This is a genomic window from Zobellia sp. 1_MG-2023 (assembly GCF_030549125.1).
GTDB lineage: Bacteria > Bacteroidota > Bacteroidia > Flavobacteriales > Flavobacteriaceae > Zobellia > Zobellia russellii.
The window spans coordinates 24,340-38,834 of sequence record NZ_JAUOSY010000013.1 but is presented as its reverse complement, the minus strand read 5'-3'; the positions used below and the strand labels follow the sequence as shown (position 1 = coordinate 38,834).

17 protein-coding genes are annotated in these 14,495 nt (G+C 39.2%); 13 read left to right on the top strand and 4 right to left on the bottom strand.

Translation table 11 applies throughout. The features are described 5' to 3' along the window. Positions 1-367: 367 nt before the first annotated feature. The 9 genes from Q4597_RS18900 (at position 368) to Q4597_RS18860 (ending at position 6,825) form a co-directional block, all read left to right on the top strand. Positions 368-2,863 carry a zinc-dependent metalloprotease gene (locus Q4597_RS18900; RefSeq protein WP_303407663.1) on the top strand — a complete coding sequence of 832 codons (2,496 nt, stop codon included), beginning with the start codon at positions 368-370 and terminating at the stop codon, positions 2,861-2,863. Further along, on the top strand, positions 2,860-3,444 hold the full coding sequence (locus tag Q4597_RS18895; RefSeq protein WP_246560304.1) for a Crp/Fnr family transcriptional regulator: 585 nt from the start codon (positions 2,860-2,862) through the stop codon (positions 3,442-3,444). Before Q4597_RS18900 ends, Q4597_RS18895 begins: the two co-directional genes overlap by 4 nt. Positions 3,445-3,531: 87 nt before the next feature. Beyond that, positions 3,532-3,882, top strand: coding sequence for a YciI family protein (locus tag Q4597_RS18890; protein ID WP_289061102.1), 351 nt, complete (start codon positions 3,532-3,534; stop codon positions 3,880-3,882). Between the two features lie 13 nt (positions 3,883-3,895). After that, complete coding sequence (locus Q4597_RS18885) at positions 3,896-4,339, top strand: DUF1569 domain-containing protein (protein ID WP_303407660.1); 444 nt, start codon at positions 3,896-3,898, stop codon at positions 4,337-4,339. 4 nt (positions 4,340-4,343) lie between these two features. Beyond that, positions 4,344-4,988 (top strand): hypothetical protein, encoded by a 645-nt coding sequence (locus tag Q4597_RS18880; protein WP_303407658.1) that lies wholly within the window; start codon positions 4,344-4,346, stop codon positions 4,986-4,988. 191 nt (positions 4,989-5,179) lie between these two features. Continuing rightward, a complete protein-coding gene (locus tag Q4597_RS18875; RefSeq protein WP_215913954.1) occupies positions 5,180-5,335 on the top strand; it encodes a hypothetical protein in 156 nt (51 codons plus the stop codon). Positions 5,336-5,508: 173 nt separating this feature from the next. Beyond that, positions 5,509-5,955, top strand: a complete 447-nt coding sequence (locus Q4597_RS18870) for a hypothetical protein (protein WP_303407655.1) — start codon at positions 5,509-5,511, stop codon at positions 5,953-5,955. Positions 5,956-6,053: 98 nt separating this feature from the next. Next, entirely contained in the window at positions 6,054-6,563 is a 510-nt protein-coding gene (locus Q4597_RS18865; RefSeq protein ID WP_303407653.1) for a MepB family protein, read from the top strand. 22 nt (positions 6,564-6,585) lie between these two features. After that, positions 6,586-6,825, top strand: coding sequence for a DUF1059 domain-containing protein (locus Q4597_RS18860; RefSeq protein WP_303407651.1), 240 nt, complete (start codon positions 6,586-6,588; stop codon positions 6,823-6,825). A gap of 20 nt (positions 6,826-6,845) precedes the next feature. Here Q4597_RS18860 and hemL read toward each other — a convergent pair whose 3' ends face one another. From hemL to Q4597_RS18840, 4 genes are all read right to left on the bottom strand, one after another. After that, entirely contained in the window at positions 6,846-8,126 is a 1,281-nt protein-coding gene (gene hemL, locus Q4597_RS18855; protein WP_303407650.1) for a glutamate-1-semialdehyde 2,1-aminomutase, read from the bottom strand. Then, on the bottom strand, positions 8,127-8,981 hold the full coding sequence (locus tag Q4597_RS18850) for a glucosaminidase domain-containing protein (RefSeq protein WP_215913949.1): 855 nt from the start codon (positions 8,979-8,981) through the stop codon (positions 8,127-8,129). Continuing rightward, on the bottom strand, positions 8,978-9,889 hold the full coding sequence (locus Q4597_RS18845) for a 1-aminocyclopropane-1-carboxylate deaminase/D-cysteine desulfhydrase (protein WP_303407647.1): 912 nt from the start codon (positions 9,887-9,889) through the stop codon (positions 8,978-8,980). The genes Q4597_RS18850 and Q4597_RS18845 overlap by 4 nt, the downstream gene beginning before the upstream one ends. 72 nt (positions 9,890-9,961) lie before the next feature. Beyond that, positions 9,962-10,291, bottom strand: coding sequence for a hypothetical protein (locus Q4597_RS18840; RefSeq protein ID WP_215438142.1), 330 nt, complete (start codon positions 10,289-10,291; stop codon positions 9,962-9,964). Between the two features lie 204 nt (positions 10,292-10,495). Here Q4597_RS18840 and Q4597_RS18835 point away from each other — a divergent pair, with 204 nt between their 5' ends. The 4 genes from Q4597_RS18835 to Q4597_RS18820 all read left to right on the top strand — a co-directional run bounded on the left by Q4597_RS18835 (position 10,496) and on the right by Q4597_RS18820 (position 14,490). After that, positions 10,496-10,654 (top strand): DUF5522 domain-containing protein, encoded by a 159-nt coding sequence (locus Q4597_RS18835; RefSeq protein WP_303407704.1) that lies wholly within the window; start codon positions 10,496-10,498, stop codon positions 10,652-10,654. A 77-nt stretch (positions 10,655-10,731) separates the two neighbouring features. Further along, positions 10,732-11,289: a DUF4136 domain-containing protein gene (locus tag Q4597_RS18830; RefSeq protein WP_215913947.1), complete on the top strand. Its 558-nt coding sequence runs from the start codon at positions 10,732-10,734 to the stop codon at positions 11,287-11,289. A gap of 142 nt (positions 11,290-11,431) precedes the next feature. Beyond that, positions 11,432-13,195, top strand: a complete 1,764-nt coding sequence (locus Q4597_RS18825) for an aromatic amino acid hydroxylase (RefSeq protein ID WP_303407646.1) — start codon at positions 11,432-11,434, stop codon at positions 13,193-13,195. Between the two features lie 38 nt (positions 13,196-13,233). Further along, entirely contained in the window at positions 13,234-14,490 is a 1,257-nt protein-coding gene (locus Q4597_RS18820; RefSeq protein ID WP_303407644.1) for an acetylxylan esterase, read from the top strand. Positions 14,491-14,495: the final 5 nt, after the last annotated feature.

Below are 14,495 nucleotides of genomic sequence, written 5' to 3'. Positions count from 1 at the left end.
AATCATATTCTCAAAAAGTGGATTAAAACGATATGAACTTCGCATTTTAACATCTTTCAATTTGTCATACACGCACTTAATCTAATGTATTTTTACGTCGAAAAAATTCACATTTATTTCCGTTACATTGCACCTAACAAGCAGAGTATTAGCTAATCGGAGTTTTTACGCCTTACATCGAAGCCTAGAGAAAGGAAATAATTGAAAATAGGAAAGCTGCTTCGGCCTATATCATTAAAATCACTTTAAACAAACCTTAAAAGATAAAGCATCTAAAAATATTATATTTACAAACATTAGTAGGAATCATCTTTATAGATGACTTCCCTTTTTCAAGTATAGTACTCAAAACTCTAACCAAAATTACATGCTCAAAACAGTTTTTACCCGATTGGTTTTTTCTTTATTAGTTATCAGCTCCCTATCTGCGGAAGCACAAATTTTCAAAAAGAAAAAAGACAACACTGAAAAGACAGACAAAAAAGGAGACGACAAAAAGGACAAAATAAAACCTTACAATAAGGTAATTACCAAAGATGCCAAAACGGATAAAGGGCTTTTTGATGTGCATGTGGTTGATGAAAATCACTTTTATGAAATACCGGATTCCCTTTTCAGCAAGGAAATGTTGATGGTAAGCCGCATCTCAAAAACAGCTACAGGCATTGGTTTTGGTGGAGGAAAAATTAATACCCAAGTACTCCGTTGGGAAAAAAAGCCCAAAAAAGTTTTACTTCGTGTGGTAAGCCATGGTGTTGTTGCCGCAGATTCCCTACCCGTTCATGAAGCTGTTGTAAACTCCAATTTTGAGCCTGTACTCTTTGCCTTTGATATCAAGGCCATTAAAAAGGATACCGTTAATCCGTCTACGGTAATTCAGGTAAACGAACTTTTTGAAAAAGATGTGCAAGCCTTGGGAATGCCTGACTTTTACCGGGAAAAATATAAAGTATCACGTTTAGATGAAGCTAGAAGCTATATTGAGGCTATTAAAAGTTACCCTTTAAATGTAGAAGCACGTCACGTAAAAACCTACTTGGCAAAAAAACCGCCCAGTAACGGTAGTTTGGGTTCAATTTCCATAGAAATCAATAATTCTATGATTCTTCTTCCCGAAGAACCCATGAGACGCCGGTATTTTGACGAGCGCGTTGGTTGGTTTGCCAGCGCTCAAACAGATTATGGTCTGGACGTTCAAGAAAGTAAAACCGTGAAGTTTTTGGACCGGTGGCGTTTGGAAGTAAAGGATGAAGATTTAGAAAAATTCAAAAATGGAGAATTGGTTGAGCCCAAAAAGCAGATTGTATATTATGTAGATAGAGCTACTCCAAAAAAATGGATTCCTTATATCAAACAAGGTATTGAAGATTGGCAGGTGGCATTTGAAGAGGCCGGTTTTAAAAACGCAATTGTTGCCAAGGAACCCCCAACTATTCTTGAGGACCCGGATTGGTCTCCGGAAGATGTACGTTATTCCGTGGTACGGTATCTGGCATCACCTATTCCCAACGCCAACGGCCCACATGTAAGCGACCCACGAAGTGGTGAAATCTTAGAATCGGATATCAACTGGTACCATAATGTTATGACCTTGTTGCGCAACTGGTTCTTTGTTCAGACGGCCGCAATAAATCCAGATGCCCGCGGAACCGAATTTAAAGATGAAGTTATGGGGCGTTTGATCAGGTTTGTTTCGGCTCATGAGGTGGGGCACACCTTAGGTCTACCCCACAATATGGGAAGTAGCGTTGCATACCCGGTAGATTCTCTTCGTTCGGCATCGTTTACCGAGAAATACGGTACGGCACCATCTATTATGGATTACGCCCGTTTCAACTATATAGCCCAACCGGAAGATGGTGATGTGGCCCTAATGCCCAATATTGGAATCTATGACAAATATGCTATTAAATGGGGGTACAAGCCTATTTTAGACGTTTCCACTGAGGAAGAAAATAAGATTTTGGACACTTGGATTTTAGAGCACGCCGGAGACCCCTTATATCGTTTTGGCCATCAACAGGTGGGAGATGTAGTTGACCCTAGTTCGCAAACGGAGGATCTAGGCGATGACGCCATTAAAGCCAGCCAATACGGTATAGAAAACTTAAAGCGCATAGTTCCCAACCTTATTACATGGACCAAAGAAGACGGTAAAACCTATGAAGACCTAGACAAATTATACGGTCAGGTTATTGCGCAGTTTAACCGTTATATGGGGCATGTTTCCAACAATATTGGCGGTGTTTATGAATACCATAAAACTTATGACCAAGAAGGTGCCGTTTACATTCCGGTCACTAAGGAACATCAGCAAAATTGTATGTCTTTTTTACAAGAACAACTTTTTACCACACCCCAGTGGCTTATTGACCAAAACATCTTTAACAAGATTCAATACTCAGGTTTTGTGGAAAAAATTAGGGTCACACAAACCAAAACTTTGGACAACATCCTAAGTTTAGGAAAACTACAGCGTTTGGTGGAAAACGAAACCGCCAATAAAGCGGAAGCCTATAGTTTAACGGATATGATGAACCAACTGCGTAACGGCATCTGGTCAGAACTTAATACCGGAAGCGCTATTGACACCTATAGAAGGAACTTACAAAAGGCACACGTTGAACGCTTAAATTACCTAATGACCGCAAAAGACCAAAAGAAACAACCAGACTTTGGCGGCTATCAAAAATCAACAGTGGTGCATACCAACCAATCGGACATTCGTTCAGTAGCACGTGGTGAGTTACAGAGTATACAACGAATAATCAAAAGTGCCATTGGCCGTACCTCCGATACCATGAGCAAATATCACTTAGAGGATGTAAGCGGGCGTATAGAGCAAATATTAGAGCCAAAATGATAAGCAAAGGACATTTTCTAAATAACATATTCAAGCCTTCCGATTTTTCCGATGAAGAACTTGCTGCGATTATTCCTAAGTTTAAAAAAGTGGTTTTCTCCAAGAACGACTTTATATTAGAACAAGGGAAAACCGAAAACCACTATTGGTTTATTGAAAGTGGGTTTGTACGTTCTTATGTGGTGAATACCGAAGGCAAAGACATCTCCACGAACTTTTATACTGTTGGCGATATTGTTATTGATTGGACTTCTTTTTTCCTTAGAAACCCTACTAGAGAGAACATTCAAGCTTTGACGGATTGCGTATGCTGGCAATTAGATTTTGATACTTTTCAGGAACTTTTTCATAGCATACGCAGTTTTAGGGAACAAGGACGTACAACTTTGGTTAACAGTTATTTCTCGTTAAAAGAACAAAGCGTAGCTATGATCGCCGATCAAGCATCCCAGCGGTATCTGAAGCTCTTAAGGGAAAAACCACATATTATTCAGAACATTTCGCTTAAACATATTGCCACATATTTAGGTGTCACGGACACTTCTTTAAGCCGAATTAGAAAAGAGATTTCCAGCGAATAGGTTTTCTTGCCCTATGACAAGTTTTATTTTTTGAAATGCAGGTAGCTTAGCCTCATTGAAATATATGAACCATAAAACTTTGAAACAATGGAAAATCTTCAAGACTTCATGTTGCTATTTCGGATGCAACCAAATGACCAACAACCCACATCTGACCAAATAAGCGAAATGCAGAAAAAGTGGGGTGCCTTTATTGGTGGCATTGCCGCTCAGGCTAAACTTGTAAGCACTACCCGCTTGGCCTTTGAGGGTGTTTTAATCGATAATAAATTAAACGTTAGCACAGGAATTACCATTGCGGACAACGAAACGCTAAGTGGTAACATGGTCATTAAAGCCACCACATTTAAAGAGGCTACCAAAATAGCAAAAGGATGCCCTATTCTTTCCATGGGCGGTTCCGTAGAAGTACGAGGCATAATACCAATGGAAGCTTAAAACACGGCAAAAGATGAAAACAATTTTTGATAACAACACAGTTGCCGAATTGGTTGATAGAATAAATTCCCTGCAAGTACATCATCAGGCACAATGGGGCAAAATGAACACTTACCAAATGCTTAAACATTGTACATTAAGCGAAGAGTTGTTCCATGGAAAAAAAAGCTACAAGCGCTTGTTCATCGGTAAACTATTTGGCGGCATGGCATTACGCGGCATTGTAAAAGACGAGCAACCGATGAAGAAAAATCAACCTACCCATCCTGAGTTTAAAATTACCGGCACAGGCAACTTTGAGAATGAACGTAAAAAATGGATTGAATTGCTTCAAGCATATGACTCCTTTTCAAACCCTGATTTTGTACATCCATTTTTTGGAAAAATGACCAAGGAGCAGATTGGTGTTTTTGTTTACAAACATACGGACCATCATTTAAGGCAATTTAAAAGCTAGCACTATGCTACCATTTCTATTTATTGCAACAACCCTTTTGTCCCTAATTCTTTTCTATCAAGGAACAGGAAAGGATAAAAGGGTGCTTGTTTTTAGCATATTTTGGTTACTTAGTATAGGTCTAATTTCATATAATGGATACTTTGAAAACACCCAAGAAAAACCACCTAGGTTCATTTTTGCTGTTATCCCTACTATAATTGCCTCTATATGGTTTTATAGAACGATTGATTTAAACAGAATTAAACCTAAGTTTCTCGTGGCTGTTCATGTAGTCCGTATTCCTGTTGAACTCATACTTTTTGAATTGTTTCTTCAAAAGAAAGTTCCTCTTTTGATGACTTTTAAAGGGTGGAATTTTGACATTTTAATGGGAATATTGGCCACATTCATTCTTTTTTACATGCTGTACACGAAAAAGAATCCATCCAAATCTTTTGTTTTGTCTTGGAATATTTTGGGTCTTCTTTTTCTAACGGCCATTGTCTTAATAGCCGTATTATCGTCTCCATTACCTATACAGTTACTTGCATTTGACCAACCCAATCTAGCAGTCTTACAGTTCCCTTACATCTATCTACCCACTTACATTGTTCCTGTTGTCTTTATATCTCACTTGTTAACTTTAAAAGATATGCTACACGGATAGCGCAAACTTGGCAGCAATTGTTTCAATTTAAAACAGTAAAGCATAGACGAAATACAGCAAACCTCGCCAAAGTGAATTTCCAAACAACAAAATTGGGCTTGTTGACCACATTCTGAGCTCCCTTTGCAACAACCTACAAAACTGCTTTCTTCTTTTACTTAACTTGGTATCAGAATCAAAAAATACATACCATGTCTCAAAAACTTAAAAGTTCTCTATACCTAGCCGGATTCGTAATTGCTTCAGTAATATATTACAATCAAACCAATTCTGACCAGTCTCCCCAGACTGTAGAAATGGCTTCGGCGGACATTGAACAAGTTATGAGTCCTGAGACATTGGATTAAAATACACACACATTGAACGACCTACTATGTGAGGGCGAAGAATTATTTCTTCGCCCTTTTTTTACGCCCAAACCCCAGTCTCTCAGATGTTAATTATTACATAAATAGAATATCACTGTTAAACCTTCCACTACTTTTTCACTCTAAGGTGTATAAACAATAAATTAAAAAAGATGAAAAAGATACTTATAGCATTAGTATGTATGGTAGGGTTGACCGCAATGGCGCAAAGAGAAAAAGGTCACCACGGTAGAGATGGAATGAAAGGTTTGACCGCTGAGCAAATAGCAACTTTACACACAAAAAAAATGACCTTGGCCTTGGACCTAACCCCGGACCAACAAACAAAAATGAAGGCCATTAACTTAGACGAAGCAAAACAGCGCAAGACAAAACTAGAAGAACGTAAGGCCCAAAGAGAAGAAGGCGAACGCAAAAAACCAACATCTGAAGAGCGTTACGCCATGCAAAATGCCAAATTAGATAAGATGATTGCTCGTAAAGCACAAATGAAAGAGATACTCTCTACCGACCAATTTGAAAAATGGCAAAAAATGAACCATAAAAAAGGAAAGCGACATTCCAAAGAAGGAAGAGAAAGACGTAAAGCAAGAAAGTAGGGGGAAGTTTATTTATACAGTTGGGGCTGCACGCACATGCAGCCCTTTTTTTTGCCCTATACCTAAACGAAGACTTTAGATTTCACTATTTTTAAGCCATGTCCATAAAAACCAATACAGAAGAACTTAAGGGTATTTTTAGTACGGTTTACCAAACTTCCAACCTGAACATCTCAAATTTTGAATTAGAACAGGAAAGTAAAGAGTATAAGGCTTGTAGATTTCAATTGAAAAACCGTACCATTATCTACAGAGATTCAAAAATTACTCCCAAAAAAGTGGGACAGTTCGTTACTTTTTGGAAGCGAATTGAAAATGGCCCTATTTCCCCATTTGAAGAGCAAGATACTTTTGATTATTTTATTATTAATGTACAGAAAGGCGATTTGTTGGGGCAATTTGTAATACCGAAAGAAGTACTGATTAAAAAAGGGATTATTTCTACCCAGAAAAAAGAGGGCAAACGGGGTTTTAGGGTATACCCACCATGGGACAAGGCGACAAGCAAACAGGCTACAATGACCCAAAAATGGCAATTACTTTACTTTCACGAAGCAAAAGACCAACCGGATTTACATAAAATACTCATCCAAAATAACGAACTTTAAGCAACTCTAAAATTCAAGTAGTATGAAAAAAATGACATGTAAACAATTGGGCGGTGCCTGTGATGTGGAATTTTCGGCCAATACATTTGAAGAAATTGCCGAACTCAGTAAAAAGCACGGTATGGAAATGTTTCAGAAAAAAGATGGGGCGCATCTAAAAGCAATGGAACAGATGCAAAATCTCATGAAATCTCCTAACGGTATGCAAGATTGGTTCGAAAACAAAAGAAAAGAATTTGCTACAATGCCGGATATTGAATAATCCGGCATTGTAACAACTACCTATAGATTCACTTTCTTTAAAGCTGCAACAGTCTCATCTATATCTGCATAGCTGAGGGCATCGTTCAAAAAGTAACTCTCAAAAGCACTTGGTGGTAAGTACACACCGTTTTGCAACATACCGTGAAAGTACTTTTTAAAGGTATCATTGTTTCCCTTAGCTGAACTATTAAAATCTACCACGGCTTCTTCCGTAAAATGTACGGATATCATACTTCCAAATCGGTTAATTTGGTACGGAACATCTTTCGTCTTTAAAACAGAATCCAAACCTTCATGAAGGTAAGCGGTTTTTTTGTCCAGACTTTCAAAAACCTCTGGTTTATTGTTAAGTTCCGTTAGCATAGCTAGACCTGCGGCCATTGCCAATGGATTACCGCTCAATGTTCCTGCTTGGTAAACGGGGCCTTCAGGAGCTAAATGAGACATAATCTCAGCTCTTGCCGCAAAAGCACCTACCGGTAAACCTCCGCCAATAACTTTTCCGAAACAAACAATATCAGCATCTATACCTAGTGCTTCCTGAGCGCCACCTTTGCCCAAACGAAAACCGGTCATGACCTCATCGAACAACAATAAAATACCTTCTTGGGTACACAGTTGGCGAAGTCCCTTTATAAATTCATCCGAAGGGATAATACAACCCATATTACCTGCTACAGGTTCAATAATTATGGTTGCAATTTCCCCTTTGTTGGCCTCAACCAATGCTCGTACGCTTTCAATATCGTTGTAGGTGGCCAAAAGCGTATCCTTTGCGGTACCTCGGGTTACCCCAGGGCTGTTGGGACTACCAAAAGTTACGGCACCACTACCCGCCTGTATTAAAAAAGAATCTGAGTGGCCATGGTAGCACCCTGCAAATTTGATGATTTTATCCTTTCCCGTATACCCTCGGGCCAAACGTACTGCACTCATACAAGCTTCCGTACCGCTGTTCACAAATCTAATTTTATCAATATTGGGTACCATGGAAACTGCCAGTTGCGCTAACTGGGTCTCAATCTCCGTAGGCATTCCAAAGGAGGTTCCTAATTTTGCTTTCTCAATTACCGCATTAAGTACAGGTTCATGGGCATGGCCCAAAATTAACGGACCCCATGAAGCGATATAATCAATTAACCGATTATCATCTTCATCATACAAATAGGCACCTTTGGCCTTTTTTACAAAAATTGGGTCGCCTCCTACGGCCTTAAAAGCACGTACTGGAGAATTGACACCTCCAGGTATATATTTTTGCGCCTCGGCAAATAGGGCGCTACTTCTTTGATATAACATCTATTTATTGAAATTTTGAGTCTTAACAGTAAGTTTTTGACCAATATCCAGATTGTTGTCGTACATGTAGTTCCATCGTTTTAAATCATCAACAGAAACAGAATACGCCCTGGAAATTGAATATAACGTATCTCCCTTCTTGACCACGTGCACCTTATTCTGGGTACGCGCCGCTATTACGGGTTTTTCTTTTGGTTTGCCATAGCCTTGTTTGGCAATCTCAGTATCATACTTGTACAATTCATACCGCTCAATAAGCGATATCAATTTTTGCGGGTAATGTTTATCCGTAGCATAACCGGCCTGTCGTAAGCCCTTTGCCCACCTCTTATAATCATCGTTACTATAATCAAACAAAAATGCATAACGTGAACGACCTTTTAAAAATATACTGTGATCGCGGTACGAATACATGGGGTGGTTATATTTTCTAAAACACTCCCCTTTTTCATCATCATCATGAAAATCATAATCGCCCTCCCAACCGGTATGGCATTTTATTCCAAAATGATTGTTGGTCTTTAAGGCCAAAGCCCCTTTTCCCAGTCCGCTTTCTAACAACCCTTGTGCCAATGTAATACTGGCAGGAATACCAAAAGCCTTCATTTCCATTTGGGCTATTTCAGAAAATGTCTCAACATACTCCTCCGGAGATTCAATACTAAAATGAATAAATTCACCCGTATCATCTGGCATAGGGTACAGACCGTCATCTGCTTTTTTAGTCTCCTTCTTAACCACTACAGCTTCCGTTTTCTTCCGTGGAGTTTCACTACGGGTGGCTACCGTTCGTTTTGCTTTACATCCAATAAAAAATAGGCTCACAAGAGCTACTGCTATAACGCTACGTATCATAGGCTTAATAATGGTAGATTTTTCTTTTGCAAATTACGGTTCATTCCGTCAATACCTTGGAGCCCTCCTGTATGGATTGCTAAAATTTTTGTGTTAGGGGGAAAATATCCTTTTGTGACCTGATCTACTATACCATACATCATCTTGCCCGTATAAATCGGATCCAGAGGTATTTGGGTCTTACTCTTAAAATCGTTTATGAAATGTATGAGGTGTTCATTGACCTTTGCATAACCTCCAAAATGATAGTCCGTTATAAGTTCCCAATTTTCCCTTGCTGCGAATTTACGAATATCTTCTTGTAAAAAATCGCCTTTGAGCGCCGGAAACCCCAAAACTTTTTGAGCCGCAAAAGCAGAATTACTTATTCCTGCAATAGTACCGCCCGTACCTACAGCACAGCAGATTACATCAAAACCAGCATCGGTATTTGTTAAGATTTCTTCGCAACCTTTAATGGCCAAAGGATTGGTTCCACCCTCGGGCAAAAGATAAAAAGCGCCCAATTCTTCTTTCAAATCCTTGATGAATTGTGCATTATTCTTATTCCTAAAAGCTTCCCTAGAAATAAATTTAAACTGCATACCATGGGAATTGGCCAGTTTTAAAGTAGCATTTTCTTGCCATTTTTGAGCCAGTTCTTCCCCACGTATTACCCCTATGGTTTGTAGACCGTGTAGTTTTCCGGCATAGGCCGTTGCGGCAATATGATTGGAATACGCCCCTCCAAATGTAAGCAGGGTGTTCAGCGCTTTAGATTTTGCCTCCTCTAAATTGTATTTGAGTTTTCTGTATTTATTTCCAGAAATAAACGGATGAATACGATCCTCCCTCTTAAGTACAAGGGTTACCTTTTTTTGTTCAAAAATGGGTAAATGAATTTCTTGATTTTTAACAGTTTCTCGCATACTCCGCAAAAGTAGGGCGAAAAACAGTGGTATTAAAGTTCTGTTTTAATTAGACCGGAAGTATTGTACAGGCTAATTTGAAAGATATTTAATAAAACTAAAGGCTTTGCGTTCGTTAGTATAATTCAAATTTTTCTCGTTTGAATAAGCCTCGCGTTCAAAGCTAATGTTTTGATATGCCTTATAACTATCAAAATAAATGGCCGTTCTAATAAGCCATTCCGATATATAGAAAAAGTAGAAGAAAACAATAAGTAGTTCCTGTTGTTGTTTTAAGTGGATTTTCTCATGATTGATCAAGACAATATCTTCTTTGAGTTCATCATGCTTAAGAATAATGAATGGCCAAAGTGATAGACCAACATAATTCTTATAAAAAAAATGTTTAAAGACTAAGATCATAATCAAAGGTTTAAATGGTACAAAACAAAATTGATTGTTGTTGAACCATCTTAATGGGATAACACAACTTTGTTGCCAATAATTGTAATCATTCGTTAAAATACACCTAAACCCTGTAAAATGTGCGGTTTTAAGATGGATTTAAGTACTCTATCAACAAAATGCAGTAATTTTAACCTAAACAAGGTATCGGAAGATAAATTAATGAAAAAAATAATTCCGCCCGAGGAAGGCGACTTTTACCTAACCGAAGAAGGGTATAGAGTATTTACAAAACAGTACCACTTAAAAAGAGGGTATTGTTGCGAGAGTGGTTGCAGACATTGCCCATACGGCTACGACCCTAAGATTAACCGTCAATAAATACGGTTCTTCGGCATGATTTTTGAGACTATTTTAAAAAGAAAATGATGTGTTAACACCAAATACTATTATCCGTTATGAAAAAGATTAAAATTTTAGTGGTGCCAATGCTCGTGTTGTTGTTTTTAAGCTCCTGCACATCGGTACGTGTGCTTTCGGATTACGACAAAGAGGCTAACTTCAACAGTTATAAATCCTACGCGTTTTATAAAACCGGAATTGACAAAGCCCAGATTTCCGATTTGGACAAAAAGAGAATTCTAAGAGCTATTGAAGCCGAAATGACCAAACGTGGTTTTACCAAATCTGAAAACCCAGACATTCTGATAAGCATTTTCACTAAAGAAAAGGAACAGGTTGACATTTATAACAACTACTGGGGCGGTGGTTGGGGCTGGGGCTGGAACCCATACTACTGGGGTCCCGGTTGGGGCGGAAATAACGTCAGCACTCGTACGGAAGGTTCATTATACATAGACCTTATAGACTCCAAAAGCAAAGAATTGGTGTGGCAAGGTAAAGGCGTTGGCAACCTTACCAACACTAGTAACATTGCCAAGAAAGAAGAGAGAATTAGAGAATTTGTATCAGAAATCTTAATGCAATACCCACCCAACATTGTTGCCACAAAGTAGGTTGGTTTAACTAATATAAGTCTTAATGACAAAAGCTCTTTTCATCAAAAAGGGCTTTTTTTTACACCCAACTTAGTCCTTGTAAATATTAGAAAAAGCGCTCTACCCTTTTTTGTATCTTTATAACAGAAAATTTTGTTGTATGACATACACTAGTAATCCTGTACTTGATAAACTACCTGCACATTTGCAGCAGTATATAAAACCGCAAGACTACAATGAATACTCGGCTATTGACCAGGCCGTTTGGAGATATGTAATGCGCAAAAACGTAGATTATTTAAGTAAGGTAGCACATTCTTCCTATTTAGATGGGTTACAAAAAACAGGAATTTCTATAGACCACATTCCCAATATGTACGGTATGAACCGTATTTTAAAAGAAATTGGTTGGGCGGCCGTTGCCGTAGACGGTTTTATTCCGCCTTCTGCGTTTATGGAATTTCAGGCATACAACGTGCTTGTTATTGCCTCGGATATTAGGCAATTAGACCATATAGAATATACGCCTGCCCCAGATATTATTCATGAAGGCGCAGGGCATGCCCCAATAATTGCCAATCCTGAATATGCAGAGTACTTACGTAGATTTGGCGAGATTGGTTCAAAGGCCATTTCAAATGCCAAAGACTATGAGCTTTACGAAGCGGTGCGCCACCTTTCAATTATAAAAGAGGCCCAAGGCACACCACAGGATGAAATTGACAAAGCCGAAAAACATATTGAAGATCTTCAGAACAATATGGGTGAACCCAGTGAAATTGCACTCATAAGAAATTTACATTGGTGGACCGTAGAATACGGACTTATCGGAACACCTGAAAATCCTAAAATTTATGGTGCAGGACTACTTTCTTCTATTGGAGAAAGCGCCTGGTGCATGACGGATGAAGTCATGAAAAAACCGTATTCCTTAGATGCGGCGTACACGTCTTTTGACATTACACAACCCCAACCTCAACTTTTTGTTACTCCGGATTTTGCTTACTTGAGTCAAGTTTTAGAGGAGTTTGCGAATACCATGGCTTTACGCAAAGGCGGATTGAGCGGAATTAAAAAACTGATTGCCTCCAAAGAGCTGGGCACTATAGAACTGAGTACCGGCTTACAGATCTCAGGTAATTTTGATAGCGTTATAGCGCATGATGGTAAGCCTGTTTTCTTTCAGACGGTTGGAGCTACGGCTTTATCCTTCCGCGACAAAGAATTGGTAGGGCACAGTACAAAACAGCACGCTACCGGTTTTGGGTCCCCATTGGGCAAGTTAAAAGGAATAAACTTGGCTATTGAGGATATGAGTCCGCTTGACCTAAAAGCTTATAATATTTTTGAAGGCCAACGCATTTCTTTAGAATTTGAAGGACATATAAAAATAGCCGGAGAAATCGTTACGGGAACCCGAAACCTGCAAGGAGATATTATTCTGGTCACCTTTAAAGATTGTAAGGTAACCTATAAGGACAATGTTCTTTTTAAAAGCAAGGAAGAGCTTTACAGTATGGCCGTAGGTAGCGAAATTGTTTCGGCTTTTAACGGTCCGGCAGATTTGAACAGTTTTGACCTGGTTACCCATAAAGTGTCATCCACGACCATAAAATCAGAAGGAAACGCTTCTCAGAGCCAATTGGAACAATATTACGAACAGGTTCGACACTTCCGGGAAGGCAAGAACATTACTATCTCCAGACACAAGGTTTTTGAAGCCATAAGGGATAATTACCCAGGTGATTGGCTCCTGCCCGTTGAACTCTACGAGCTTGCCAAAGAAAACGGAGACCATGAGTTTGCCCATGAGATATCCGAACATTTACAATCAGTAAAACTGAACAATCCAAAGGTTGGACATTTAATAGATGATGGCCTAAATTTGGTAAACCAAACATGTGAAACAGAAAATTTGAACTAGAAACCTATATTTCCTAATTGACCCCAAACCAAACCGCCGTGAAACGAATAACCTCTCTCTTTTTTATAATTTTCAGTACCATTCTATTGGCACAACCCGAAGCTAATTACGATGAGACCAGAATACCAAAATTCTCAGTTCCAGACCCTCTCACCTCTTTTAGTGGGCGAGCGATAACGGATACCGATCAGTGGGAAAAAAATAGAAAACTAGAAATCTATCAGTTTTTTGAAAAGCAAATATATGGCAAGGTCCCTGCCATGTTGGACGAGTACTCCTTTAAAGTCATAGAACAAGATAATAATGCATTTGAGGGAAAAGCACAACGCAAACAAATTGCGGTTGGCTTAAAGAAAAACGGACGGACGTTAAATTTCAACATCCTTTTATACCTTCCTAACGGACATGAAAACGCACCTGTATTCCTAGGCTATAATTTTCATGGGAACCACACGGTAACGAACGACCCCAAGGTCATAATCACCGAAGCTTGGAATGCCAACAACGACGATTTAAAGATAAGCAATAACAAAGCTACAGAAGCTTCGCGAGGCGTGCGAACCAACCGCTGGCCCATAACCAAAATGCTCGAAAAGGGATACGGTCTCGCCACAGTATATTATGGAGAAATTGACCCGGATAAAAATGACTTTTCGGATGGACTGCACAGTTTATACTATACCGAAGAACAGACCCGGCCAAGGACCAACGAATGGGGCAGCATAGCCGCATGGGCTTTTGGACTTAGTCGCGCTATGGACTACTTAGAAAACGACACTAATATTTCTAATGTAATAGTGTTTGGGCACTCAAGGCTAGGAAAAGCAGCTTTATGGGCAGGTGTAACAGACCCTAGATTCTCCGGTGTAATCAGTAATAATTCGGGTTGTGGAGGTGCGGCCTTATCCAAACGAAAGTATGGAGAGACCATAGAGCACATTACTACTTCCTTTCCACATTGGTTTTCCCAAAGCTTTAAAAAATACAGCAACAGAGAAGAAACACTACCTGTAGACCAGCATCAGTTACTGGCATTGATCGCTCCAAGGCCATTGTACGTAGCCAGTGCCATTGAAGATGAGTGGGCAGACCCCAAAGGTGAGTTCTTATCTTCGCAATATGCGTCTAAAGTGTATGAGCTATATGGAAAAAAAGGACTGTCCCTTACAGATGTTCATGAGGTTGACAAGCCTATTCAGCGAACCCTAGCCTACCATATGAGAGCCGGAAAACACGATGTAACCGAATACGACTGGGACCAATACATGATTTGGGCAGATACTTTTGCCAAATAGGTAAA

Coding starts and splice junctions, on each gene's coding strand:
- Q4597_RS18900 (WP_303407663.1), top strand. CDS start 368: ATGCTCAAAACAGTTTTTACCCGATTGGTTTTTTCTTTATTAGTTATC.
- Q4597_RS18895 (WP_246560304.1), top strand. CDS start 2,860: ATGATAAGCAAAGGACATTTTCTAAATAACATATTCAAGCCTTCCGAT.
- Q4597_RS18890 (WP_289061102.1), top strand. CDS start 3,532: ATGGAAAATCTTCAAGACTTCATGTTGCTATTTCGGATGCAACCAAAT.
- Q4597_RS18885 (WP_303407660.1), top strand. CDS start 3,896: ATGAAAACAATTTTTGATAACAACACAGTTGCCGAATTGGTTGATAGA.
- Q4597_RS18880 (WP_303407658.1), top strand. CDS start 4,344: ATGCTACCATTTCTATTTATTGCAACAACCCTTTTGTCCCTAATTCTT.
- Q4597_RS18875 (WP_215913954.1), top strand. CDS start 5,180: ATGTCTCAAAAACTTAAAAGTTCTCTATACCTAGCCGGATTCGTAATT.
- Q4597_RS18870 (WP_303407655.1), top strand. CDS start 5,509: ATGAAAAAGATACTTATAGCATTAGTATGTATGGTAGGGTTGACCGCA.
- Q4597_RS18865 (WP_303407653.1), top strand. CDS start 6,054: ATGTCCATAAAAACCAATACAGAAGAACTTAAGGGTATTTTTAGTACG.
- Q4597_RS18860 (WP_303407651.1), top strand. CDS start 6,586: ATGAAAAAAATGACATGTAAACAATTGGGCGGTGCCTGTGATGTGGAA.
- hemL (WP_303407650.1), bottom strand. CDS start 8,126: ATGTTATATCAAAGAAGTAGCGCCCTATTTGCCGAGGCGCAAAAATAT.
- Q4597_RS18850 (WP_215913949.1), bottom strand. CDS start 8,981: ATGATACGTAGCGTTATAGCAGTAGCTCTTGTGAGCCTATTTTTTATT.
- Q4597_RS18845 (WP_303407647.1), bottom strand. CDS start 9,889: ATGCGAGAAACTGTTAAAAATCAAGAAATTCATTTACCCATTTTTGAA.
- Q4597_RS18840 (WP_215438142.1), bottom strand. CDS start 10,291: ATGATCTTAGTCTTTAAACATTTTTTTTATAAGAATTATGTTGGTCTA.
- Q4597_RS18835 (WP_303407704.1), top strand. CDS start 10,496: ATGAAAAAAATAATTCCGCCCGAGGAAGGCGACTTTTACCTAACCGAA.
- Q4597_RS18830 (WP_215913947.1), top strand. CDS start 10,732: ATGAAAAAGATTAAAATTTTAGTGGTGCCAATGCTCGTGTTGTTGTTT.
- Q4597_RS18825 (WP_303407646.1), top strand. CDS start 11,432: ATGACATACACTAGTAATCCTGTACTTGATAAACTACCTGCACATTTG.